Origin of the sequence: Burkholderia sp. ABCPW 11 (genome assembly GCF_001523445.1) — a bacterium.
GTDB lineage: Bacteria > Pseudomonadota > Gammaproteobacteria > Burkholderiales > Burkholderiaceae > Burkholderia.
Window position 1 is genome coordinate 22,560 of the sequence record NZ_LOVM01000078.1, and the last position, 22,901, is coordinate 45,460.

General features: G+C 66.5%; 21 protein-coding genes and 1 other RNA gene. 4 read left to right on the forward strand and 18 right to left on the reverse strand.

The window, feature by feature from the left end; genetic code table 11:
- Window positions 1-113: 113 nt before the first annotated feature.
- From bamB to ndk, 7 genes are all read right to left on the reverse strand, one after another.
- On the reverse strand, window positions 114-1,259 hold the full coding sequence (gene bamB / locus WS61_RS26590; RefSeq protein WP_059504919.1) for an outer membrane protein assembly factor BamB: 1,146 nt from the start codon (window positions 1,257-1,259) through the stop codon (window positions 114-116).
- 41 nt (window positions 1,260-1,300) lie between these two features.
- On the reverse strand, window positions 1,301-1,930 hold the full coding sequence (locus WS61_RS26595) for a tetratricopeptide repeat protein (RefSeq protein WP_059504921.1): 630 nt from the start codon (window positions 1,928-1,930) through the stop codon (window positions 1,301-1,303).
- Window positions 1,931-1,985: 55 nt separating this feature from the next.
- Entirely contained in the window at window positions 1,986-3,326 is a 1,341-nt protein-coding gene (hisS, locus tag WS61_RS26600; RefSeq protein WP_059504922.1) for a histidine--tRNA ligase, read from the reverse strand.
- 20 nt (window positions 3,327-3,346) lie between these two features.
- Complete coding sequence (gene ispG / locus WS61_RS26605; protein ID WP_034207441.1) at window positions 3,347-4,651, reverse strand: flavodoxin-dependent (E)-4-hydroxy-3-methylbut-2-enyl-diphosphate synthase; 1,305 nt, start codon at window positions 4,649-4,651, stop codon at window positions 3,347-3,349.
- 112 nt (window positions 4,652-4,763) lie between these two features.
- Window positions 4,764-5,786, reverse strand: coding sequence for a helix-turn-helix domain-containing protein (locus tag WS61_RS26610; RefSeq protein ID WP_059504924.1), 1,023 nt, complete (start codon window positions 5,784-5,786; stop codon window positions 4,764-4,766).
- A gap of 163 nt (window positions 5,787-5,949) precedes the next feature.
- On the reverse strand, window positions 5,950-7,089 hold the full coding sequence (gene rlmN, locus WS61_RS26615; protein WP_059504926.1) for a 23S rRNA (adenine(2503)-C(2))-methyltransferase RlmN: 1,140 nt from the start codon (window positions 7,087-7,089) through the stop codon (window positions 5,950-5,952).
- Between the two features lie 55 nt (window positions 7,090-7,144).
- A complete protein-coding gene (ndk, locus tag WS61_RS26620) occupies window positions 7,145-7,570 on the reverse strand; it encodes a nucleoside-diphosphate kinase (protein WP_040144283.1) in 426 nt (141 codons plus the stop codon).
- Between the two features lie 249 nt (window positions 7,571-7,819).
- Here ndk and WS61_RS26625 point away from each other — a divergent pair, with 249 nt between their 5' ends.
- Window positions 7,820-8,518: a Bax inhibitor-1/YccA family protein gene (locus WS61_RS26625; protein WP_034207445.1), complete on the forward strand. Its 699-nt coding sequence runs from the start codon at window positions 7,820-7,822 to the stop codon at window positions 8,516-8,518.
- A 63-nt stretch (window positions 8,519-8,581) separates the two neighbouring features.
- Here WS61_RS26625 and rlmD read toward each other — a convergent pair whose 3' ends face one another.
- On the reverse strand, window positions 8,582-9,979 hold the full coding sequence (gene rlmD, locus WS61_RS26630) for a 23S rRNA (uracil(1939)-C(5))-methyltransferase RlmD (RefSeq protein WP_059504928.1): 1,398 nt from the start codon (window positions 9,977-9,979) through the stop codon (window positions 8,582-8,584).
- A gap of 223 nt (window positions 9,980-10,202) precedes the next feature.
- On the opposite strand from rlmD, the gene WS61_RS26635 reads away from it, so the two are divergent.
- Window positions 10,203-11,057: an endonuclease/exonuclease/phosphatase family protein gene (locus WS61_RS26635; RefSeq protein ID WP_059504930.1), complete on the forward strand. Its 855-nt coding sequence runs from the start codon at window positions 10,203-10,205 to the stop codon at window positions 11,055-11,057.
- Between the two features lie 31 nt (window positions 11,058-11,088).
- On the opposite strand, the gene WS61_RS26640 is transcribed toward WS61_RS26635, so the two are convergent.
- The 10 genes from WS61_RS26640 to ffs form a co-directional block, all read right to left on the reverse strand.
- Entirely contained in the window at window positions 11,089-11,865 is a 777-nt protein-coding gene (locus WS61_RS26640; RefSeq protein ID WP_059504932.1) for a 3'-5' exonuclease, read from the reverse strand.
- Between the two features lie 3 nt (window positions 11,866-11,868).
- On the reverse strand, window positions 11,869-12,957 hold the full coding sequence (gene rpoS, locus WS61_RS26645) for an RNA polymerase sigma factor RpoS (RefSeq protein ID WP_059504934.1): 1,089 nt from the start codon (window positions 12,955-12,957) through the stop codon (window positions 11,869-11,871).
- An 11-nt stretch (window positions 12,958-12,968) separates the two neighbouring features.
- Window positions 12,969-13,862 carry a peptidoglycan DD-metalloendopeptidase family protein gene (locus tag WS61_RS26650; protein WP_059504936.1) on the reverse strand — a complete coding sequence of 298 codons (894 nt, stop codon included), beginning with the start codon at window positions 13,860-13,862 and terminating at the stop codon, window positions 12,969-12,971.
- 5 nt (window positions 13,863-13,867) lie between these two features.
- Complete coding sequence (locus WS61_RS26655; RefSeq protein ID WP_059505033.1) at window positions 13,868-14,800, reverse strand: protein-L-isoaspartate(D-aspartate) O-methyltransferase; 933 nt, start codon at window positions 14,798-14,800, stop codon at window positions 13,868-13,870.
- Window positions 14,797-15,558, reverse strand: coding sequence for a 5'/3'-nucleotidase SurE (gene surE / locus WS61_RS26660; RefSeq protein WP_034207450.1), 762 nt, complete (start codon window positions 15,556-15,558; stop codon window positions 14,797-14,799). The genes WS61_RS26655 and surE overlap by 4 nt, the downstream gene beginning before the upstream one ends.
- Before the next feature lie 217 nt (window positions 15,559-15,775).
- Complete coding sequence (locus WS61_RS26665; protein WP_059504938.1) at window positions 15,776-16,981, reverse strand: CaiB/BaiF CoA-transferase family protein; 1,206 nt, start codon at window positions 16,979-16,981, stop codon at window positions 15,776-15,778.
- Window positions 16,982-17,029: 48 nt separating this feature from the next.
- Window positions 17,030-17,626, reverse strand: coding sequence for a recombination mediator RecR (gene recR / locus WS61_RS26670; protein ID WP_034207452.1), 597 nt, complete (start codon window positions 17,624-17,626; stop codon window positions 17,030-17,032).
- 31 nt (window positions 17,627-17,657) lie between these two features.
- On the reverse strand, window positions 17,658-17,984 hold the full coding sequence (locus tag WS61_RS26675) for a YbaB/EbfC family nucleoid-associated protein (protein WP_006482124.1): 327 nt from the start codon (window positions 17,982-17,984) through the stop codon (window positions 17,658-17,660).
- Window positions 17,985-18,079: 95 nt separating this feature from the next.
- Window positions 18,080-20,461 carry a DNA polymerase III subunit gamma/tau gene (locus WS61_RS26680; protein ID WP_059504940.1) on the reverse strand — a complete coding sequence of 794 codons (2,382 nt, stop codon included), beginning with the start codon at window positions 20,459-20,461 and terminating at the stop codon, window positions 18,080-18,082.
- Window positions 20,462-20,588: 127 nt separating this feature from the next.
- An RNA gene (gene ffs, locus WS61_RS26685) (signal recognition particle sRNA small type) lies at window positions 20,589-20,687 on the reverse strand.
- Window positions 20,688-21,074: 387 nt separating this feature from the next.
- Between ffs and trxA the strand changes: the two genes are divergently transcribed.
- Both trxA and rho read left to right on the forward strand, forming a co-directional pair.
- Window positions 21,075-21,401: a thioredoxin TrxA gene (gene trxA, locus WS61_RS26690; RefSeq protein WP_006402348.1), complete on the forward strand. Its 327-nt coding sequence runs from the start codon at window positions 21,075-21,077 to the stop codon at window positions 21,399-21,401.
- Window positions 21,402-21,596: 195 nt separating this feature from the next.
- The gene (gene rho / locus WS61_RS26695) at window positions 21,597-22,859 is read left to right on the forward strand and encodes a transcription termination factor Rho (protein ID WP_006478662.1); all 1,263 of its coding nucleotides are present in this window, start codon (window positions 21,597-21,599) and stop codon (window positions 22,857-22,859) included.
- Window positions 22,860-22,901: the final 42 nt, after the last annotated feature.

Here is a 22,901-nt window from a genome sequence, read left to right on the forward strand (position 1 = left end):
TCGAACTGCCTTTCAAATACCGAGCGGCCGGGAACACCGGCCGCTGTCAAGTCGCGTGGCCGCGGCGCGCGGGACCCGCCCGCCACGCCACGGCCACGCCGGTTTCCTGCGCGTCAGCGCGGGCGGAACCCGTACAGGCCGCCGTCCTTCGTCTGCACGACGAGCGTATTGCCCGCGAGGACCGGCGCCGCCGTAATCGCGCTGCCGTCGGTCTTCATCCGCGCGATGAAGCTGCCGTCCTCGCGCGACAGGAAGTGCACGAAGCCCTTGTAATCGCCCATCACGACCGCATGCCCGAGCAGGTACGGCACGCCGACGTCGCGGCTCTTCAGCTTGTCGTTGCGCCAGAGCTGGTTGCCCGTGGCCGCGTCGTATGCGGTCACGACCGACCAGTCGTCGCCGCCGGCGACCACCGAATCGTCCTGCGCGAGGCCGCTGCGGCTCGAGAACGGCTTTTCCCACAGCGGACGGCCCGAGTTCGCATCGAAGCAGCCGAGCTGACCCTGGAACGTCACCGCGCAGGCTTGCGCACCCACGAGCGTCGGCGGGCCGCTGACGTCATTGATGCGCTCGACCTCGGTCACGCCCTTGGGGAACGACACCGGAGTCTGCCAGAACGGCTCGCCCGTCTGCAGGTTGATCGCGACGAGCCCGCCGCCCGGGAAGCCCGCCAGCACGGCCGCGTCGCCCGCGAACGTCATGCCGGCCGACACGCGCAGGTTCAGCGGCACCGCACGGTTGCGGTAGGCCCACTTCTGCTCGCCCGTCTGCGCGTTGAACGCGATCACCTGGCCGTCGATCGTGCGGACGATCACGAGACCGTTACCGACGAGCGGCGGCGAGAAGATCTCGCCCTGCACGCTGGTCTTCCACAGCTGCTTGCCGTCCGGGCCCAGCACGAACACGCCGCCCTTCAACGCACCGACCGCGGTCAGGTTGCCATCGCTGCCGACACCGGCCGACAGGTCCGAACCGACCTTCGAGCGCCAGAGCGTCTGGCCCGTCTTCGCGTCGATCTTCTCGACCGAACCGTTTTCGCCCGCCGCATAGACGGCGTCGCCCACGGCTACCGGCGAGAACAGGTAGCGCCCGCCCTTGCCGACGCTCGCCTTCCAGACCTGTTGCACGTCCAGGACAGGCTTGAACTCGGTGAGCGGCGTCGGCACGCGGCGCGCGTCCTTCGACGACGAGCAAGCCGCCAGAGCGAGGACAGCCGCCGCGCAGGCAACGGGCACAGCGTAACGTTTCAGCAAATTCATCGGTTAGCGAAGCAGAGTTAAGAGGTTGAGGGGACCGGGATTCAGCCGCCGAGCGCGTCCAGCTTGAACTGCACGAGCTGGCGCGCGGACTGGTCGTCCTTCGACAGGCCGTCGAGCGCGAGCTTGTAAGCGGCGCGCGCATCGTCGGTCTTGCCTTGCGCGGCCAGCAGATCGCCGCGGCGATCGGCCACGAGGCCCTTGAATGCATCGACCGGCGTACCCGACAGCAGCGCGAGGCCCGCATCGTACGCCTTCTCGTCGAGCAGCAGCGACGCGAGGCGCAGCTTCGCGATCTGCTTGTACTCGTCGTCCTTGGCGTGATCGACGGCCCATTGCAGCTGCGCCTTCGCGCCTGCCGCATCGCCGGCCGCGTACAGCGTCTTCGCGGCCGCAAGCGCCGTCATCTGCGCATACGGCGTGCTGCCGAACTTGTCCTCCATGTCGGCAGCCGCGCGGGCCATCGTTGCCTTGTCGTTCGCGGCGGCAGCCTTCTGGACTTGCTCGTACAGCCCGGACGCCTCGGCAGCCTGACGGCGCTGCCAGTAATTCCAGCCGTTGAAACCGGCCGCGACGACGAGCGCCGCGAGCACGATCCACGTGGTGAGGTTGCCCCAGCGGGCCCACCACGCCTTGAGATTTTCAATCGATTCTTGTTCGTCGTGATAACTCATCGGCGAGCGATTCCTTCCTGTTCAGGCTTTTCTTGTCGAGCGAATGCGAGCGCGATCAGTCGTCGCCGTCTTCGGCGGATGCAACCATCGCATTGATTAGGAATTCGGTCAAGCTTTCGACCGGTACGGTCTGCTGAACGTTCTTTTCCCCTTCCGCACCCGCGCCGCGCAACGCTTTCACACCTACCGTGCCGTTCGCGACCTCTTCTTCGCCGAAGATCACCGCGAACGCGGCGCCGCTTGCATCGGCCCGCTTCATCTGCGACTTGAAACTCGCCGGCGCGCCGTCGGCGCTGCAGTGGAAGATCACGTCGAGGCCCGTGTCGCGCAGGCGTTCGGCCGCGATGAACGCCTGTTCGCGCGCGGTTTCGCCCTGATGCACCACATATACGTCGACGCCTTCCTGCTCGGGCGCCAGATCCTCTTCCTTCAACAGCTCGAGGATGCGCTCGATGCCCATCGCCCAGCCGCACGCGGCGGTCGGCTTGCCGCCGAGCTGCTCGATCAGCGGATCGTAGCGGCCGCCGGCCGCAACCGTGCCCTGCGCGCCGAGCTTGTCGGTCACCCATTCGAACACGGTCAGGTTGTAGTAATCGAGGCCGCGCACGAGACGCGGGTTGATCTTGAACGGAATATTGTTCGCGAGCAGCAGGCGCTGCAGCCCTTCGAAGTGCGCACGCGATCCGTCGCCGAGGAAGTCGATCAGCTTCGGCGCGTTCTGCGCGATTTCCTGCAGCGCGGGATTCTTCGTGTCGAGCACGCGCAGCGGGTTCGTATACAGGCGGCGCTTTGCGTCTTCGTCCAGCACGTCGACGTGCTGCTCGAGGTACTTGATCAGTTCGACGCGATGCGCGGCACGCTCTTCGGCGAGACCGAGCGAGTTGATCTCGAGCTTGATGCCGGTCAGCCCGAGGTCGTCCCACAGGCGCTGGCACATCATGATGATTTCGGCATCCGCATCGGGGCCCGCGAAGCCCAGCGCCTCGACGCCGACCTGATGGAACTGCCGGTAGCGGCCGCGCTGCGGACGCTCGTGACGGAACATCGGGCCGATGTACCACAGGCGCTTCGGGCCGTCGTACAGCATGTTGTGCTCGATCGCCGCGCGCACGACGGCCGCGGTGTTCTCCGGACGCATCGTCAGGTGTTCGCCGTTCAGCGCGTCGGTAAAGCTGTACATCTCCTTCTCGACGATGTCGGTGACTTCGCCGATGCCGCGCGTGAAGAGCTGCGTGTGCTCGACGATCGGCGTGCGGATGTTCTGATAGCCGTACGCGCGCAGCAGCGATTTCACGGTAGCTTCGAAGAATTCCCACAGGCCGGCATCCTGCGGAAGGATGTCGTTCATGCCTTTGACGCCGGTGAGCTTCTCGATCTTGCGTTTCTGTTCAGTCATCGTTCGTGTGTGTGGACGAATTAGTTCAGGGCCTCGGTGCGGCCGTAATTGCGCGCGACGTAGTCGCTGACGATCTGCTGGAATTCCTCGGCGATCCGCTCGCCGCGCAGCGTCTTGACCTTCTCGCCGTCGATGAAGACGGGCGCGGCCGGGTTTTCGCCCGAGCCCGGCAGGCTGATGCCGATGTTCGCGTGCTTCGACTCGCCCGGGCCGTTGACGATGCAGCCCATCACGGCCACGTTCATCTTCTCGACGCCCGGATATTCCTTGCGCCAGACCGGCATCTGCTCGCGCAGATACGTCTGGATCTGCATCGCGAGTTCCTGGAACAGCGTGCTCGTCGTGCGGCCGCAGCCCGGGCATGCGATCACCATCGGCGCGAACGAGCGCAGGCCCATCGTCTGGAGGATTTCCTGGCCGACGATCACTTCGCCCGTGCGCGGCGCGCCCGGCTCCGGCGTCAGCGAAATGCGGATCGTGTCGCCGATCCCTTCCTGCAGCAGCACGCCGAGCGCCGCCGTCGACGCGACGATTCCCTTCGAGCCCATGCCGGCCTCGGTCAGCCCGAGGTGCAGCGCGAAGCCGCAGCGGCGGCCGAGTTCGCGGTACACGGCGATCAGGTCCTGCACGCCGCTGACCTTGCAAGACAGCACGATGCGGTCGCGGCCGAGGCCAAGCTCCACCGCGCGTTCGGCCGAGCCGATCGCCGACTGGATCAGCGCCTCATACATCACGCTCTGCGCGTCCCACGGCTGCGCGCGCGCACCGTTCTCGTCCATCATGCGTGCGAGCAGATCCTGGTCGAGGCTGCCCCAGTTCACGCCGATCCGCACCGGCTTGTCGTACTTCGCCGCAGCTTCGATCATCTGCGCGAACTGCGTGTCGCGCTTCGCGCCCTGACCGACGTTACCGGGGTTGATCCGGTACTTCGACAGCGACTCCGCGCAGCCCGGGTAGTCACGCAGCAGCAGGTGGCCGTTGTAGTGGAAATCGCCGACGAGCGGCACGGTCACGCCCATCCGGTCGAGCTGCTCGCGAATCGCCGGCACGGCGGCCGCGGCCTCCGGCGTGTTGACCGTGATGCGCACCAGTTCGGAGCCCGCGTTCGCGAGTTCCTTGATCTGGATCGCCGTGCCGATCGCATCGGCCGTGTCGGTATTCGTCATCGACTGCACGCGCACCGGCGCGTCGCCGCCGATCGTCACGAGTTGCCCGCCCCAGCGGACATCCACCGCATGCGATACACGGCGCGGCTGATGCCCGCCGAACACCGGTTCGGTTGAACAAATCTGACTGCTGCGTGGGGATTGAGCTTCGGATTGCATCGATAGATCCATTTACGCGGAATGCGCCGCGACGCGGCGCATGAATTGAAAAAGCGCCGTGCCCTCACGGCCTGCCGATATGGACGGCAGGCCTTCGCCACGGCGCTTGACGTCAGGGCAACGTGAACCGCGCCACGTTACCCCGCGCTGCCGAATATTTTGCCGGATCGACCGGTTTTCCGTCGAACGCAACCGCGTCGAGACCGGCCTTGTTGCCGATCGTGACCTTGAACGGCCCGTCACCGGCAACCTGCTTCGTTTCGCCGGCACGCACCAGCGCCGAGAACAGCTCCTTGCCGTTCTTGTCGCGCACGCTGAACCAGCAATCCTGCTTGACCTTCAGTTCGACCATCGACTGGCCTGCCGCCACCACGACGCTCGCCGGCTGGGCTGGCGCGGCCGTGCTTGCCGCCGCCGTTGCCGCCACCGGCTGCGATGCGGCAGCCGTCGCGACCGGGGCCGCAGGCGCCGGAACAGCCGACGCAATCGGCTGCGCCGGGGCAGCCGATGCCGATGCGGCAGCCGGGGCCGGAACCTCATTCGCCACCGCCGCCGACGCGCCGGTCGCGGCCGCTTCTTCGGCAGACGACGATGCCGCCGCCGCACTCGCGGCCGACGCATGTTCGGCGTCGCCGCCCTTCAAGCGTGCGAGCAGACTCGACGAATCGCCGCCAGTGTGCCACATCAGTACGGCGACCACCGCGACGATGACGATCCCCGTTCCCCACAGCCACGGATGGTGGCGCGACGAGCCGCCCAGCGGAATCGACACGCGGCCGCGCGGCAGATCCGTGCCCGACGACGCAGGCATCGACAGATCGACTTCCGGCACCCCGCGCTCGCGGCGCAACGCCTGCGCGAACGGTTCCGGATCGACGCCGAGCATCTTCGCGTAGCTGCGCACGACCCCGAGCGCGAACGTCACGCCGGGCAAATGGCTGATGTCGCCGGCCTCGAGCGCCCGGAGCTTTTGCGGTGCGACCTTGAGTCGCGCCGACACGTCGTCGACCGACCAGCCCTTCGCCTCCCGAAGCTGCGCCAGCCGGCTGCCGACCGCCGCCAGCGATTCCAGTCCCGCCGGTGCCGGCTTCGCGGCATTCGTCTCTGCGCCGTTAGACGGCTGCGGCTCACTCATCCTTGTCCTCGCGTCGATTCTTCTTCACTGGCGGCTGCCGCCGGCTCCCGCCGGCCGGCATCCGCAACGGTTCATACCATGCGCGGCGCCGAGGCGCCGCGACCGATCGCTATTCGCGTGTTGCACCGCCAAAGGGTTCGGGCACCCCGGCCAGGCGCCCCCGTCAAACTGCCCGAACTTCGATGATTTTTCCTGCTGCGCCCGTTCGTTCCGCAAGGCGCGTACGATCCTTCACCGCGCCGGCCAGTTGCCCGCACGCGGCGTCGATGTCGTCGCCGCGCGTCTTGCGCACGGTCGTGACGACACCCGCGTCGATGAGGACCTGCGCGAAGCGCTTGATCTGCTCCGGCTTCGAGCGGATGAGGCCCGACTCCGGAAACGGATTGAACGGGATCAAGTTGAACTTGCACGGCACGTCGCGCGTGACGGCCAGCAGTTCGCGCGCATGCGCTTCGGTGTCGTTGACGCCGTCGAGCATGCAGTATTCGAACGTGATGAAGTCGCGCGGCGCGACTTGCAGATAGCGCTGGCACGCAGCCATCAGCTCGCGAAGCGGATACTTCTTGTTGAGCGGCACCAGCTCGTCGCGCAGCGCATCGTTCGGCGCATGCAGCGAAACGGCCAGCGCGACCGGCAACTCGGCGCCGAGGCGGTCCATCATCGGCACCACGCCGGACGTCGACAGCGTGACGCGACGGCGCGACAGGCCGTATGCGTTGTCGTCGAGCATCAACCGCATCGCGGACACGACCGCGCTGTAATTCAGGAGCGGCTCGCCCATGCCCATCATCACCACGTTGGTAACGACCCGTTCGGCCTTGCCGTTCGGACCGGGCGCGCGGCCCAGCGACGCTCGCAATGCAAATTCGGCCATCCGGAGCTGGCCGATGATTTCGGCTGTCGACAGGTTGCGGGAGAAGCCCTGCTTGCCCGTCGAACAGAAGCGGCAGTTCACCGCGCACCCGGCCTGCGACGACACGCACAGCGTGCCGCGCGTCTCTTCCGGGATGAACACGGTTTCGACCGCATTGCCGTTTCCGACGTCGATCAGCCACTTGCGCGTGCCGTCGGTGGAAACGTGATCGCTGACGATGTCCGGCATCACGATCGATGCGCGGCCCTTGAGCTTCTCCCTCAGGGACTTCGCGAGATCGGTCATGCCGTCGAAATCGCCGGCGTTGTACTGGTGGATCCAGCGCTGCAACTGCTTGGCGCGGAACGGCTTCTCGCCCAGGCTGCCGCAGTACGCGACAAGACCCTCGGCGTCGAAGTCGAGAAGATTGACGGAAGTTTCGCTCGTCATGATGTGCTGCCTTGCCGCGTGCGCTGAATCCTGCCTACTTGCTGTCAGCCAGGGCTTAACGCGAGTAAACGTTCATTTCCGGGAAGAAGAACGCGATTTCGACCGCTGCCGTTTCCGCAGCGTCCGAGCCGTGCACGGCGTTCGCGTCGATGCTGTCGGCGAAGTCGGCGCGGATCGTGCCCTTTTCCGCCTTCTTCGGATCCGTTGCGCCCATCAGGTCGCGGTTCTTCAGGATCGCGCCTTCACCTTCCAGAACCTGGATCATCACCGGGCCCGAGATCATGAAATCGACGAGATCCTTGAAGAACGGACGTGCTGCGTGAACTGCGTAGAACTTCTCTGCGTCGGCACGCGACAGGTGCGCCATGCGCGCTGCGACGATCTTCAGGCCGGCGCCTTCGAAACGGCTGTAGATCTGGCCGATCACGTTCTTTGCCACCGCATCCGGCTTGATGATCGACAGGGTGCGCTCGATTGCCATAAAAACTCCAAAAAATTAAGAAGTTACAGGTTCAAATGAATCCGCTATTGTAGCACGATCCCGTGTATCATTGCGATTGAACCCTTACACGAATGAAAGGTTCAGAATCCATATGTTTTGTGCCGCCGATCCATTGAAACCTCGCGGCACGGAACGTATCTTAGCCATAGCTGCCCCGGTTTGCTGCGCCGCACATCGCGCGCGCCGAACCGGCCCCGGACGCCCACGCGTTCAATGTTAGGAGAAACCATGAACGACTATCCGTACAATTTCGGCCGCGGCGGCTCCGTCAGCACCGCCGCGGTTCGCAACCGCGTGCTGCGGAACACGTACTGGCTGCTCGCGCTGTCGATGGTGCCGACCGTGCTGGGCGCCTGGGTCGGCGTCGCGACGGGCTTCTCGCTGTTCGCGGCCACGAGCCCGATGATGAGCCTGCTCGCGTTCTTCGCGATCGCGTTCGGCTTCATGTTCGCGATCGAGCGGACCAAAAACAGCGCGGCCGGCGTGTTCGTGCTGCTCGGCTTCACGTTCTTCATGGGCCTGATGCTGTCGCGGCTGCTGAGCTTCATCCTCGGCTTCTCGAACGGCCCGTCGCTGATCATGCTCGCGTTCGGCGGCACCGGCATCATCTTCGCCGCGATGGCGACGATCGCCACCGTCAGCAAGCGCGACTTCTCCGGGCTCGGCAAGTGGCTGTTCATGGGGGTGATCGTGATCCTGCTCGCCTCGGTCGCGAACATCTTCCTGCAACTGCCGGCGCTGATGCTCACCGTGTCGGTGCTCGCGATCGCGATCTTCTCGGCCTACATGCTGTTCGACGTCCAGCGCGTCGTGAACGGCGGCGAGACGAACTACATCTCGGCCACGCTCGCGATCTACCTCGACCTGTACAACGTGTTCACGAACCTGCTCGCGCTGCTCGGCATCTTCGGCGGCAACCGCAACTGACGTTCGCGGCGCACCATGAAAAAACCGGCCCGCGGGCCGGTTTTTTTACGTCCGCCGCCCGGCTCAGTCGCGCTCGAACAGCGCGATCGATTCGACGTGCGACGTATTCGGGAACATGTTCACGACCCCGGCACCCTTCAGCCGGTAACCGGCCTCGTGCACGAGCAGGCCCGCATCGCGCGCGAGCGTCGACGGGTTGCACGACACGTAGACAATGCGCTTCGGCAGCGGGCCTGCGCCACTCTGCGCGATCTCGGCCAGCGCCTTCGACACCGCGAGCGCGCCTTCGCGCGGCGGGTCGATCAGGAACTTGTCGAATGCGCCCAGTGCGCGGAGGTCGTCGCCCGTCACTTCGAACAGGTTCCGGCATGCGAACGTCGTGTGGCCGTCGACACCGTTCTCGCGTGCATTCGCCAGCGCGCGCGTGGTCAGCGTGTCGCTGCCCTCGATACCCATCACTTCGCGCGACAGCCGCGCGAGCGGCAGCGTGAAGTTGCCGATCCCGCAGAACAGGTCGAGCACGCGATCGTCGCGCGACGGCGCGAGCAGGCGCAGCGCCCGCCCCACCAGCACGCGGTTGATCTGGTGGTTCACCTGCGTGAAGTCGGTCGGCTTGAACGGCATGCGGATGCCGAATTCCGGCAACGTGTAATCGAGCGAGACGTCGAGCGGATAGAACGGCGTCACCGTGTCGGGGCCCTTCGGCTGCAGCCAGAACTGCACGTGGTGCTCGTCCGCGAACGCGCGCAGCAGCGCTTCGTCGTCCGCGTTGATCGGCTCCAGCACGCGCAGCACGAGTGCGGTGACTGCCGAGCCGACCGCGAGTTCGATCTGCGGCATCCGGTCGCGAATCGACAGCCCTTCGACGAGCCGGCGCAGCGGCACGAGCATTGCCGACACGTGCGGCGGCAGCACTTCGCAGCTCGTCATGTCGGCGACGTAGCTGCTCTTCTTCTCGTGGAAGCCGACCAGCACACCGCCCTTCTTCGCCACGTTGCGCACGGTCAGGCGCGCACGGTAGCGATAGCCCCACGACGGACCGTGGATCGGCGCGAACATCGTTTCCGCACGCAGCTTCGCCAGATGCCACAAATTGTCTTCGAGCACGCGCTGCTTGACCGCCACCTGCGCGCGCATGTCGAGATGCTGCATCGAGCAGCCGCCGCAGGTGCCGAAGAATTTGCACTTCGGCTGCGTGCGCATCACGCTCGGGCGCAGAATGTCGACTACCGTCGCCTGCTCGTAGCTCGGCTTGCGGCGATAGCTCGAATAGGTCACGCGCTCGCCCGGCAGCGCGCCTTCGACGAAGATCACCTTGCCCGGCTGACCGTCCTCGGTCATCGTGCGGCCGACACCGCGCGCTTCCATGTCGAGCGATTCGATCTCGAGAACCGGGGCGGGCCCGGGCGCGACGGGCGCGTTTTTCGATTTGCGCGCAGAAGTGGGGACGGCTTCGGACACCAGCTTTTCCTGACAAACGTTGAAGAAGGCGAGATTGTAGACGACGAAGGCCCCCGTCGCGTGCTTTGGATGAGGCAGGCGTCGAACTTGCGCACAGACAGCCCTGTGGTGCGCCCGCGCCGCCATGCAATGCGGCTTCGGGATGCACGTGCGGCGAGCGGAGCCGCAAACCGGCCGGGGCAACGCCCAAGCCCCGACATTCCGCCCAACAGGAGATTCGACCATGCGATTGATCGACTGGAACATCCAATGGGGTCGGGACGCGGACGGCGTCGTCGATCTTTCCCGTACCGTCTCGGCCATCCGCCAGCTCGGCGATTTCGACGTGCTGTGCCTGCAGGAAGTCACGCGCGGCTTCGACGCACTGCCCGGCCGGCCACGCGCCGACCAGTTCGCCGAACTCGCGGCGCTGCTGCCCGGCTATACGATCGTCGACGCCATCGGCGCGGACCTGCCGGCCGTCCAGCCGGACGCACCGCGCCGCCAGTTCGGCAATGCGATCGCGACGCGACTGCCGGTCGGGCGCGTGCTGCGCCGATCGCTGCCGTGGCCGGCCGACGCCGGCGCGCCGTCGATGCCGCGCGTCGCGCTCGATATCGAATTACACGCGCCCTTCGGGCCGTTGCGCGTGGTCACCACGCATCTGGAGTATTACTCGGCGCGCCAGCGGCTTGCACAGGTCGATGCGTTGCGCGACCGGCATCGCGAGGCTTGCGCGCACGCGAACCAACCCGCCCCCGCCGAAACCGCCGAGGGGCCATTCAGCGCGACCGGGCAACCGCGCGATGCGATCGTCTGCGGCGATTTCAACAGCGCCTTCGACGGCGAGGCGTACCGGCGCTTCCTGGAGCCGATCGCCGACGCGCCGGGTTTCGTCGACGCGTGGGTCGCACGGCATCCCGGTCGTACGCCGCCGCCGACGGCCGGCGTCTACGATACGGCGCAATGGTCGGACGGGCCACTCGCGTGCGATTTCGTGTTCGTGACCGACACACTGTTGCCGCGCGTCATCGGCTGCGAGATCGACGGCGACGTACGCGCGTCCGATCACCAGCCGGTGCTGCTCGAACTGGCCTGATCGCACCGATTGCGGGCATGAGCCGCCCGCGCTACGCGTCGAAACCCGCCAGGTATTCGACCCAGTGCGCGGCCGGTTCCTGCGCAAGCGCGTTCTTCACGAGCAGGATCTCGTCCGCGTACTCGCTCGGCGTCAGGCCGCCGCGCATCAACTGGAACCGGCAATACAGCAGGTAGGTGTTGACGACGTCGGTTTCGCAATAGTTGCGGATTTCGTCGATCCGCCCGTCCTGGAACGCCGGCCATACCTGGCTGCCGTCCATCCCGAGCTTGCCCGGAAAGCCGCACAGCTTCGCGAGCGCATCGAGCGGCGCGTTGGCGCGCGCCTGATACATCGCGAGCACATCCATCAGGTCGGTATGCCGCGAGTGATAGCGCGAGATGTAGTTGTTCCACTTGAATTCGCGGTCGTCCTCGCCGAGATCCCAGTAGCGGGTGGCGGGAATGCCGTGCACGAGCGCGCGGTAATGGAGGACCGGCAGATCGAAACCGCCGCCGTTCCACGATACGAGCTGCGGCGTGTATTTCTCGATCACGCGGTAGAACGACTGGATCAGCGTGGCTTCGTTGTCCTGCGGCGTCCCGAGGGAGCGCACGCGAAAACCGTTGTTGTCGCGGAACACGCACGAGATCGCCGCGATCCGCTGCAGGTGGTGCGGCAGGAAATCGCTGCCGGTCTTCTCGCGACGTGCGGCGAATGCGTGTTCGGCCACTGCTGCATCGTCGAGCGTCGCGGGCAGGTCTTCCAGACGGCGAATGCCGTCGACATCGGGAATCGTCTCGATGTCAAAAACAAGAATCGGAGTCATCGGTTACAGAACGGCGTCCTTGCGCACGCCGTTGGAGGCGAAGAACCGCTTGAGGCGCACCAGCGCTTCCTGCTGGATCTGCCGCACGCGCTCGCGCGTGAGCCCCATCTCGTCGGCCAGCTCCTCGAGCGTCGCCGGTTCGATGTGGTTCAGCCCGAAGCGGCGCTCGATCACGTGCCGGTGCTTGTCGGACAGCCGTGACAGCCATGCACGCGTCAACGTTTCGAGCTCGCGGTGCTGCACCTCCGCGTCGGGCGACTGGCTCTGGTCGTCGGGCAGCAGGTCCAGCAGGCTGCTCGCGGGATCGAGGTCGAGCGGCGCGTCGAGCGACGCCGTGTGTTCGTTGAGTGCGAGGATATCGGTGACTTCCTCGGCGGTCTTGCCGGTGAGATAAGCGATGTCGTCGATGCTGGCTTCGCGGCGCTCGGCCGCCTCGCCCGTCGACATCGAATTCTTTTCGAGGTGGCGCTTCGCGCGCAGCACCTGATTCAGTTCGCGGATCACGTGCACGGGCAGGCGCACCGTGCGCGCCTGGTTCATGATCGCGCGCTCGATGCTCTGCCGGATCCACCACGTCGCGTAGGTCGAGAAACGGAAACCGCGCGTCGGGTCGAATTTCTCGATCGCATGCATGAGGCCGAGGTTGCCTTCCTCGATCAGGTCGAGCAGCGGCACGCCGCGGTTCAGATACCCCTTCGCGATACTCACGACGAGACGCAGGTTGCGCTCGATCATCACCTGCCGCGCCTCGAATTCGCCGGCCTTCGCGAGGCGCGAATAGCGCTGCTCTTCCTCGACGGTCAGCAACGGCTTCACGCTGATGCGGTTCAGGTAATGCTGGATCGTATCGGCCGTGAGCTCGGCCTGCAGCAGCGTGCGGAAATCGTCGACGTCGGGCGCTACTTCCGGGCGGCCTTCGCGCTCGTCGTCGCCACCGTCCGCTTCGCCGTCGCGTACATCGAGATCACGTTCGTTTTCCGCGACGTCATCTTCGTCGTCCGTCGAAGCAGCTACTCGCCCCACCGATGCTTGCGTGGCACGACTGATCTTCTCAGACTCGGCTTGCGGCTCGTGGCGCTTCGATTTCGGCATGGTCGTCTCGGTTATTGAGGCGGCAAATACTTCAGCGGATCGACAGGCTTACCCTGCCGGCGAACCTCGAAATGCAGCATCACGCGGTCGGCATCGCTGTTACCCATCTCGGCGATCTTCTGCCCCTTCGTTACCGCGTCCCCCTCTTTTACCATCAAAGCGCGATTGTGTGCATACGCCGTGAGGTAAGTTGCATCGTGTTTGATGATAATGAGGTTGCCGTAGCCGCGCAGACCGTTGCCGGAGTAAACGACGCGGCCGTCTGCCGCCGCCTTCACGGCCTCGCCGGCCGTCCCGCCGATATTGACTCCCTTGTTCTTCGCATCGTCGAACCCGTTCAGCACGGGTCCGCGCGCGGGCCATGCGAACGTCACGGGGCCGCTCGGCGCGGCCGCCGTATCGCTCGAGCCAGTGGCCGCAGCCGGCGGCGTGGCGGCGAGTGCGGACGACGTGCCCGCGGCCGGCGTGGCCGGACCGCTGCTCAGCGGTGCGGTCGCGACCGTGCCACCGGCGATCGGCGCGCCCGCAGCCGGTACGCCCGCAACCGTAGCGCCGCCTGGCGGCGCCACGCGCAGCAACTGATCGACTTCGATCTGGTTCGGGTTCGCCAGATTGTTCCACGACGCGATGTCGCGATAGTTCTGCCCGTTCTCGAGCGCAATCCGGTACAGCGTGTCACCCGGCTTCACGCGATAGAAGCCCGGCGGCGGCGGGCCGAGCGGCACCGCGGGCTGTGCGGCGGCGGTCGTGCCGAGCGACCCGGAGCGGTCGACGACGGGCGCGTTGTCGAGCCGCGTCGCACAGGCGGCCAGTAGCGTGGAGAACGCAGCCACACAGATCGCGCGCTGGGCGAGCGTGAGCGGTTCCCTGGATCGGTTGTTTTGCATCGCGCGCAACATACTCATCGGTTTCAAATCACTCCGGATTTTAAAGGGACAAAGAAAACGCGATCAAGCCGGGACTCTCGCCATTGCGCGTGCGCGACGCGCTCGACGAGCGTGAGCACCTGGTGCTGCCCGCTCTGTGCGCCGACCGGCGCGACGAGCCGCCCGCCGATCGCGAGCTGCTCGAGCAGCGCCTGCGGCACGTCGAGCCCCGCAGCCGCGATCACGATCGCGTCGAACGGGGCCGCGGACGGCAGGCCGACACGCCCGTCGCCGTAGTGCAGACGGATGTTCGGCACGCGCAGCGGCCGCAGGTTCAGCTTCGCGCGCTCGTAAAGCGGCTTGATGCGTTCAATCGAATACACGTCGCGTGCCACGTGGCTCAGCACGGCGGCCTGATAGCCGCAACCGGTGCCGATCTCGAGCACGCGCTCGAGCGTGCGGCCGGCCATCGCGAGCTCGATCATGCGCGCGACGACCGACGGCTTTGAAATGGTCTGCTGGTGGCCGATCGGCAACGCCGAATCCTCGTAGGCCTGCGTCGCGAGGCCGGGATCCACGAACATGTGGCGCGGCACCGCTGCCATCGCGTCCAGCACGCGCGCATCGGTCACGCCGTTCGCGCGCAGGCGTTCGACCATCCGCTCGCGCACACGTTCCGACGTGAGCGCGAACGCGCCGGCCGGCGCGACGCTCGGCGCCGCCGGCTTCGGCAGCGCCGGCTTCAGCACGGTCGGCTTCGGTGCGGTCGCCGGCTTCGCGGCGGCGACACCCGGCAGCGGCGCCCGCACGGCGGCCGGCTTCACCGCAACGGGTTTCAGCACGGCCGCGGGTTTGTCGGCGGCCTTCGACATCGCGCCCGCCGCCTGGCGTTCACCGGCCCGACCTTCCGACTTGCGTGGCGCTCGCTTGAGATCTTCGAGCGCGAGCGGGAACCGCTTCGCGCGCTCGCCGCTCATGAAGCCCGCCCTCCGGCGCGCGCCCATTCGCGTGTCGCGGGCAGCATCTGCGTATGCGTGAGATCGAGCTGCAGCGGCGTGATCGACACGAAACCGTTTGCGACGGCATGGAAATCGGTGCCCTCGCTGGCGTCGAGCGCCTCGCCCGCGGCACCGATCCAGTAAATCGGCTCACCGCGCGGGTCGGTCTGGCGAATCACCGGCTGCGACGGATGACGCTTGCCGAGGCGCGTGACTTGCCAGCCCTTCAGTTGGTCGTACGGCAGGTTCGGAATATTGACGTTCAGCAGCGGCTGGCCGGGCAGCGGGTGCGCGAGGTAGTGCGCGACGATTTCCGCGGCGACGCGCGCGGCGTCGGCCAGGTGGGCCCAGCCCTTGTCGACCAGCGAGAACGCGATCGCCGGCACACCGAACATGATGCCTTCGGTGGCGGCTGCAACTGTCCCCGAATAGAGCGTGTCTTCGCCCATGTTCTGGCCGTTGTTGATGCCCGACACGACGATATCCGGCCTCGCATCGGCCATCCCGGTCAGCGCGACGTGCACCGAATCGGTCGGCGTGCCGTTCACGTAGAAGAAACCCGTACCCGCTGCGCGCTGCACCGACAGCGGCCGCGACAACGTGAGGGAATTCGACGCGCCGCTGCAGTTCTGCTCGGGCGCGATCACCGTAAGCTCGGCCAGCGGCTGCAACGCTTCGCTGAGCGCGGCGAGACCGGGGGCGAGATAGCCGTCGTCGTTGCTGAGTAGGATTCGCATCCGGCGATTGTAACCGAGGAAAGATGGCGCGAGAGCGACAGTCCGGCCACCGTGGACGGGCGGGTATACGCATGGGCACGCGATGCGCCGCCGCACTGCGCGGCGGCGTTCTGCACATCGGGGAAAACGCCGGGCCGCCCGCTTTTCCGCGCGGAGAAAATCTCCTCGGGGATACCATCGCCGAGAAGCCCGGCGCGAAGCGCCAGGCCGGGTGCGCTCAGATCGCGCCCGCCTCGCGCAGTGCGGCAATCGCCTGCGCGTCGTAGCCGAGGCCGCGCAGCACCTCGTCGGTGTGCTCGCCGAGCGCGGGCCCGAGCCAGCGCGTTTCGCCCGGCGTGTCGGACAGCTTCGGCGTGATGTTCGGCAGCGGAATGTCGGTGCCGTCGGCCAGCTTGAAATGCTGGATCATCTGGCGCGCGACGAACTGCGGATCGGTGAACATGTCGGCGGCGCTGTAGATGCGCCCGGCCGGCACGTCGGCCGCGTTGAGCACGGCGAGCGCCTCGTCGATCGTGCGCGGCGCGAGCCACGCGGCGATCGCGTCGTCGATTTCCTGCGTGCGCGGCACCCGCCCGTCGTTTTGCGCGAGCGCGGGATCGTCGGCGAGGTCGTCGCGCTCGATCGCCTTCATCAGCCGCTTGAAGATCGGATCGCTGTTGCCGCCGATCACGATGCTGCCGTCGCGGCATGCATACGTATTCGACGGCACGATGCCCGGCAGCGATGCGCCGGTGCGCTCGCGCACCATCCCGTACACGCCGTACTCGGGCACCACGCTTTCCATCATGTTGAAGACGGCTTCATACAGTGCAACGTCGACCACCTGCCCCGCGCCGCCGTTGACCTTGCGGTGATGGAGCGCCATCAGCGCGCCGATCACGCCGTGCAGCGCGGCGATCGAATCGCCGATCGAGATGCCGATGCGCGGCGGCGGCAGATCCGGATAGCCGGTGATGTGGCGCAGCCCGCCCATCGATTCGGCGATCGCGCCGAAGCCGGGCCGGTCGCGGTACGGGCCCGTCTGCCCGTAGCCGGACAGGCGCACCATCACGAGGCCCGGATTGTCGGCCGACAGCACGTCGTAGCCGAGCCCGAGCTTTTCGAGCAGGCCCGGACGGAAGTTCTCGATCACGATGTCGGCCTCGCTCGCGAGCTGCCGCGCAATCGCCTTGCCGGCGTCGGCTTTCAGATTGAGCGTGACCGATTTCTTGTTGCGCGCCTGGACGGACCACCACAGCGACGTGCCGCCCTGCTCCGGATGGAGTTTGCGCCACTTGCGCAGCGGGTCGCCGCCGTTCGGATCCTCGATCTTGATCACTTCCGCGCCGAATTCGGCGAACAGCCGCGACGCGAACGGCCCCGCGATCAGCGTTCCGAATTCGAGCACTTTGACGCCCGCGAGCGGGCCCTGGCTGACGCTCATGTGTCTCCCTGGCATGAGGAACGGCGCCGCCGGCAGGCGGCGCCCGGCTTACATCGTGCGGCGGTCGAGCATCGCGCGGGCGATGGTGCCCGCGTCGACGTACTCGAGCTCGCCGCCCACCGGCACGCCGCGCGCGAGGCGCGTGACCGCCAGCCCGCGCGCCTTGAGCGTCTGGCCGAGGTAGTGGGCGGTGGCTTCGCCTTCGTTCGTGAAGTTGGTCGCGAGCACGACCTCCTTGACGACGCCGTCGGACGCGCGCCGCACGAGGCGGTCGAAATGGATTTCCTTCGGGCCGATTCCGTCGAGCGGGCTCAGTCGCCCCATCAGCACGAAATACAGCCCGCGGTAGGTCATCGTCTGCTCCAGCATGATCTGGTCGGCAGGCGTTTCGACGACGCACAGCAGCGTCGGATCGCGCTCCTCGTCGCTGCAGACCTCGCAGATCCGCGCTTCGGTGAACGTGTTGCACTTCTCGCAGTGCTGCAGGTGCTCGGTCGCGAACAGCAGCGAGCGGCCGAGCCGCTCGGCACCCTCACGGTCGTGCTGCATCAGGTGAACCGCCATGCGCTGCGCGGATTTCGGCCCGACGCCGGGCAACACGCGCAACGCTTCGACGAGCGCGGACAAGGCGGACGGCTGTTTCATACGGCGGCAAACAGTGACAAGGACGCTGCGCTCAGAACGGCAGCTTGAAGCCCGGGGGCAGCGGCAGGCCCGACGTCATCCCGCTCATCTTTTCCTGCGACGTTGCTTCGGCCTTGCGCACCGCGTCGTTGAACGCGGCGGCGACGAGATCCTCGAGCATGTCCTTGTCGTCCGCGAGCAGGCTCGGGTCGATCGACACGCGGCGCACTTCGTTGCGGCACGTCATCGTCACCTTGACGAGGCCGGCGCCCGACTGCCCTTCGACTTCGATGAGCGCAAGCTGCTCCTGCATCTTCTTCATGTTTTCCTGCATTTGCTGCGCTTGCTTCATCAGTCCGGCGAGGTTGCCTTTCAACATGGGAATACTCCTTCTGGATCGTGTGAAAACCGGCACGCGGCGCGTGCCGGCCAATGTGTGCGGGGCGTGATTGTGCCTGTCGACGGGCGCTCGGTTCAATGCAGCGTCGGCGGCGCGCCGTCCGGCGCCGAATCTGCGAGCGGGCGCACCGAGCCGTCGACGATGCGCGCACCGAACTCGCGCACGAGCTGCTGGACGAACGGATCGCCGTGAATCTCCTGCTCGGCTTCGCGCTGGCGCGCCGCGCGGGCGGCCGCATCGAGCGCCGCCGCCGTGCGCCGCGCAGGCCCGACCTCGACGCTCACCTCGACCGGCTTGCCGAGCGCATCGGCCAATGCCGCCTTCAACTTCGCCACCTGCGCGGCGTCCGCATACTGCGGCACCGGCACGGACAATTTCAATGCCGTCGCATCAACGGCCGTCAGCTCGCTGTTGAACGCGAGCTGATACGCGACACCCTTCAGCGGCAGCCGCGCGGCCAGCGCCGGCCATTCGCCGTCGAAGCCGATCGGATCGAGCGCGATCGCCGGCGGCAACGGGCGCGAGTCGATCGGCGCGGCCGGACGCGCGTCCGCCAGCTTCGGCGTCACGCGCACATCGTCGGGACCGCTGTCGAATGCCGGCACGAAGCCGTCGTCGGAACCGCCGAACATCTCGTCGGCGCTGAGCGGTACGTATTCGTCGGGCGGGATGTCTTCCCAAGGCGGCGACGGCTGACGCGAATCGGCTGCCTGCGGCGCACGCGCAACGGCACGCGGCGTCGGCACCTGGACAGCCGGACGCGGCGCGGCCGGCTTGTCGACAGCCGGCTGGGCTGCCGCCGGCTTGGCGGCAGCGCCTGCGCGGCCGCGGTCCGACGACACGCGCATCCCTGCATTGCGCAGCACGTCGAGCGCGGCGGCGGCACCGCCTGCGCGTGCCGTCGACCGCGCGGCGGCGGGCTCGGGCGATGCGGCGCGCGGCGCCGGTTCGCCCGCTGGAGCCGGTTCGTCGTTTCGCTGCACGGCGGCAACGGCAGGCGGCTCGGGTTCCTTGCGCGCGGGAGGCGGCATGTCGCCTGCGGGCGCCGCCTTCGCTTCCGGCTGCGGCGGCTCGATAGCTGGTGCGTCGGACGCTACCGATGCCGCCGACTCTGCCGGTGCTGCCGACTCTGCCGATGACGGGACGGCAGCCGGCTTGGCGGCCGGCCGCTCGGCTTCGTCGCTTGATTGCGCCGACGCCGAACGTGCGACCGGCACGGCCGGCGCCGCGGCGGGCGGCCGTGCTGCGGCAGCGGGCGCGGCCGATACCGGCTTCGCCGCAGCGGCGGGTGCCGCGGCTGCACGCGACGTCGGCGCCGGCATCGCACGCGGCGGCACGGACGGCTGGCCGCCCGGCGCACTGCCGGCGCCAACGGCCGGCTCGAACGCGAGCATGCGCAGCAGCGTCATCGTGAAACCGGCGTATTCGTCCGGCGCCAGGCCGAGTTCGGCGCGCCCGACGGTCGCGATCTGATAAAACAATTGAACCTGTTCGGGGCTCAGCGTCTGCGCAAAACGACGCAGGTCGGCCGCTTCCGGCCATTCGTCGAGCACCGAGCCCGGCGCGAACTGCGCCCATGCGATCCGGTGCAGCAGGCTCGCGAGATCCTGCAGCGCGGTCGAGAACGACAGGCTGCGCAGCGACATCTCGTCGGCGATCGCGAGGATTTCCGGGCCGCTGCCGGCCGCGAGCGCGTCGAGCAGGCGCACCATGTAAGTCTGGTCGAGCGCGCCGAGCATGCCCGACACCGCCGACTCGGTCACCTCGTTCGCCGAATAGGCGATCGCCTGGTCGGTCAGCGACAGCGCGTCGCGCATGCTGCCCTGCGCGGCGCGCGCGAGCAGGCGCAGCGCCTGCGGCTCGAACGCGATCCGCTCTTCGCCGAGGATCCGCTCGAGATGCGACACGATGTGCCCGGCCGGCATCTGCTTCAGGTTGAACTGCAGGCAGCGCGACAGCACGGTGACGGGGATTTTCTGCGGATCGGTCGTCGCGAGGATGAACTTGACGTGCGGCGGCGGCTCTTCGAGCGTCTTCAGCATCGCGTTGAACGCGTGGTTCGTCAGCATGTGCACTTCGTCGATCATGTAGACCTTGAAGCGCGCATCGACGGGCGCGTACACCGCACGCTCGAGCAGCGCGGCCATCTCGTCGACACCGCGGTTGCTCGCCGCGTCCATCTCGACGTAATCGACGAAACGGCCCTCGTCGATCTCGCGACAGGCGCGACACACGCCGCACGGTTGCGACGTGACGCCGGTTTCACAGTTGAGCGCCTTCGCGAAGATCCGCGACAGCGTCGTCTTGCCGACGCCGCGGGTTCCGGTAAACAGATAGGCGTGATGGAGACGCCCGCCGTCGAGCGCGTGCGTGAGCGCCCTGACGACGTGCTCCTGGCCGACGAGCGAAGCGAAATCCTTCGGACGCCACTTGCGTGCGAGAACTTGATAGGTCATCGGGAAATTGTATCAGTAACGCTGCGTCGCGCCGACACGCGAAACGGTGCGGAACACGGGCAAGGCGCAGGTCGAACGGAGTGTGACGCAGAAATAAAAAACGCCCTGCGAACGGGGCGAGAAGGAAGGTGACGAGCCCAACCCTCGGCACTGGCGGAAAACGATTGTGGCTGCTTCGTTCCCGACCTGACCAGGTTCACCGCCCCACCATGCGAGGAGGCCCGTCACGGCATATTCTATCACTGCTTCCGGACGAATGCGACCGTTTGTTCGCATCCATGCGAATGTCGCCGGACAAACCGGCACGTCGTTCGATCGGACACGTTGAATGCGGCGCGCCCCTTGTAATTCGCGGACCGGCCTCCACCTGCATGGCACAACGGTCGAACGTCGCGTCGTACCCCTACTCGCGTAGCGGCTACTATCGCCGCCCGCAGCAGATAGCAATTTAGGCTAATATGACGCCCGAACGACCCGCGAGCCGCGGCATGCAGCGCTTACGCCCCCTTTCCGGAAGGCGGAGTGACCTGCCGCAGCGGCCGGCAGCCTACGGCGGCCGGTACGCCGCAACGCGCAAGCAGGCAGTCCCCGAACCGTAAGAGGTATTGACCCAATGAGCGAACAGATCAAACACATCAGCGACGCATCGTTCGAACAGGACGTCGTCAAGTCCGACAAGCCCGTACTCGTCGATTTCTGGGCCGAATGGTGCGGCCCGTGCAAGATGATCGCCCCGATCCTCGACGAAGTCGCGAAGGACTACGGCGACAAGCTGCAGATCGCGAAGATCAACGTCGACGACAACCAAGCCACGCCGGCGAAATTCGGCGTGCGCGGCATCCCGACGCTGATCCTGTTCAAGAACGGCGCGGCCGCCGCGCAGAAGGTCGGCGCGCTGTCGAAGTCGCAGCTCACCGCATTCCTGGACAGCCACCTGTAATACCGGCAGTTCCGCGGACGTGTTGTCAGTCGGCAACACGTCCGTCGTCAAGCCGCCGATCGCTCGCTCAAGCGCGAATCGGCCTATGCTAGAATTAAAAAACGTCGGCAAGACGCATTTAAGTCTCTGAGCGCCTCCGCTCGCCCTCCTCCCTTATTTTCTTTCGTCGCTTCTCCTCCCTGGCGGGTTCTCCGTATGCATTTATCCGAGCTCAAGTCTCTGCACGTGTCCGAACTGATCGAAATGGCCAATGGCCTGGAGATCGAAAACGCGAACCGCCTGCGCAAGCAGGAGTTGATGTTCGCCATTCTCAAAAAGCGCGCCAAGACGGGAGAGACGATCTTCGGCGACGGCACGCTCGAAGTGCTGCCGGACGGCTTCGGCTTCCTGCGCTCGCCGGAAATGTCGTACCTCGCGAGCACCGACGACATCTACATCAGCCCGTCGCAGATCCGTCGCTTCAACCTGCACACCGGCGACACCATCGAAGGTGAAGTCCGTACGCCGAAGGACGGCGAGCGCTACTTCGCGCTGGTGAAGGTCGACAAAGTCAACGGGCAGCCGCCCGAGGCCTCGAAACACAAGATCATGTTCGAGAACCTCACGCCGCTGCATCCGAACAAGCCGCTGTCGCTCGAGCGCGAAATGCGCGGCGAAGAGAACGTCACCGGCCGCATCATCGACATGATCGCGCCGATCGGCAAGGGCCAGCGCGGCCTGCTCGTCGCGTCGCCGAAGTCGGGCAAGACCGTGATGCTCCAGCACATCGCGCACGCGATCAAGCAGAACCACCCGGACGTGATCCTGTTCGTGCTGCTGATCGACGAGCGCCCGGAAGAAGTGACCGAAATGCAGCGCTCGGTCGCCGGCGAAGTGATCGCGTCGACGTTCGACGAACCGGCAACGCGTCACGTCCAGGTCGCCGAAATGGTGATCGAGAAGGCCAAGCGCCTCGTCGAAATGAAGCATGACGTCGTGATCCTGCTCGACTCGATCACGCGTCTCGCGCGTGCGTACAACACCGTGATTCCGGCGTCGGGCAAGGTGCTGACGGGCGGTGTCGACGCGAACGCGCTGCAGCGTCCGAAGCGCTTCTTCGGCGCCGCGCGCAACATCGAGGAAGGCGGCTCGCTGACGATCATCGGCACCGCGCTGATCGAAACCGGCAGCCGCATGGACGACGTGATCTACGAAGAGTTCAAGGGCACCGGCAACATGGAAGTGCACCTCGAGCGCCGCCTCGCGGAAAAGCGCGTGTATCCGTCGATCAACCTGAACAAGTCGGGCACGCGCCGCGAGGAAATGCTGATCAAGCCCGAGATCCTTCAGAAGATCTGGGTGCTGCGCAAGTTCATCCACGACATGGACGAAGTCGAGGCCATGGAATTCCTGCTCGACAAGATCCGCCAGACGAAGAGCAACTCCGAGTTCTTCGACCTGATGCGCCGCGGCGGCTGATCGCCCCCGCTCTGCGACACGGCCGCCCGCGCATCCTTGCCG

What these genes read in the sequence shown, in the direction of transcription:
- rho (WP_006478662.1), top strand. Translation starts at nt 21,597, where the DNA reads ATGCATTTATCCGAGCTCAAGTCTCTGCACGTGTCCGAACTGATCGAA.
- WS61_RS26655 (WP_059505033.1), bottom strand. Translation starts at nt 14,800, where the DNA reads ATGAGCGGCGAGCGCGCGAAGCGGTTCCCGCTCGCGCTCGAAGATCTC.
- rpoS (WP_059504934.1), bottom strand. Translation starts at nt 12,957, where the DNA reads ATGCCGAAATCGAAGCGCCACGAGCCGCAAGCCGAGTCTGAGAAGATC.
- trxA (WP_006402348.1), top strand. Translation starts at nt 21,075, where the DNA reads ATGAGCGAACAGATCAAACACATCAGCGACGCATCGTTCGAACAGGAC.
- WS61_RS26625 (WP_034207445.1), top strand. Translation starts at nt 7,820, where the DNA reads ATGAACGACTATCCGTACAATTTCGGCCGCGGCGGCTCCGTCAGCACC.
- WS61_RS26650 (WP_059504936.1), bottom strand. Translation starts at nt 13,862, where the DNA reads ATGAGTATGTTGCGCGCGATGCAAAACAACCGATCCAGGGAACCGCTC.
- WS61_RS26595 (WP_059504921.1), bottom strand. Translation starts at nt 1,930, where the DNA reads ATGAGTTATCACGACGAACAAGAATCGATTGAAAATCTCAAGGCGTGG.
- ispG (WP_034207441.1), bottom strand. Translation starts at nt 4,651, where the DNA reads ATGCAATCCGAAGCTCAATCCCCACGCAGCAGTCAGATTTGTTCAACC.
- WS61_RS26635 (WP_059504930.1), top strand. Translation starts at nt 10,203, where the DNA reads ATGCGATTGATCGACTGGAACATCCAATGGGGTCGGGACGCGGACGGC.
- surE (WP_034207450.1), bottom strand. Translation starts at nt 15,558, where the DNA reads ATGCGAATCCTACTCAGCAACGACGACGGCTATCTCGCCCCCGGTCTC.
- hisS (WP_059504922.1), bottom strand. Translation starts at nt 3,326, where the DNA reads ATGACTGAACAGAAACGCAAGATCGAGAAGCTCACCGGCGTCAAAGGC.
- recR (WP_034207452.1), bottom strand. Translation starts at nt 17,626, where the DNA reads ATGAAACAGCCGTCCGCCTTGTCCGCGCTCGTCGAAGCGTTGCGCGTG.
- ndk (WP_040144283.1), bottom strand. Translation starts at nt 7,570, where the DNA reads ATGGCAATCGAGCGCACCCTGTCGATCATCAAGCCGGATGCGGTGGCA.
- WS61_RS26675 (WP_006482124.1), bottom strand. Translation starts at nt 17,984, where the DNA reads ATGTTGAAAGGCAACCTCGCCGGACTGATGAAGCAAGCGCAGCAAATG.
- WS61_RS26610 (WP_059504924.1), bottom strand. Translation starts at nt 5,786, where the DNA reads ATGAGTGAGCCGCAGCCGTCTAACGGCGCAGAGACGAATGCCGCGAAG.
- WS61_RS26665 (WP_059504938.1), bottom strand. Translation starts at nt 16,981, where the DNA reads ATGAGCGTCAGCCAGGGCCCGCTCGCGGGCGTCAAAGTGCTCGAATTC.
- WS61_RS26680 (WP_059504940.1), bottom strand. Translation starts at nt 20,461, where the DNA reads ATGACCTATCAAGTTCTCGCACGCAAGTGGCGTCCGAAGGATTTCGCT.
- bamB (WP_059504919.1), bottom strand. Translation starts at nt 1,259, where the DNA reads ATGAATTTGCTGAAACGTTACGCTGTGCCCGTTGCCTGCGCGGCGGCT.
- rlmN (WP_059504926.1), bottom strand. Translation starts at nt 7,089, where the DNA reads ATGACGAGCGAAACTTCCGTCAATCTTCTCGACTTCGACGCCGAGGGT.
- WS61_RS26640 (WP_059504932.1), bottom strand. Translation starts at nt 11,865, where the DNA reads ATGACTCCGATTCTTGTTTTTGACATCGAGACGATTCCCGATGTCGAC.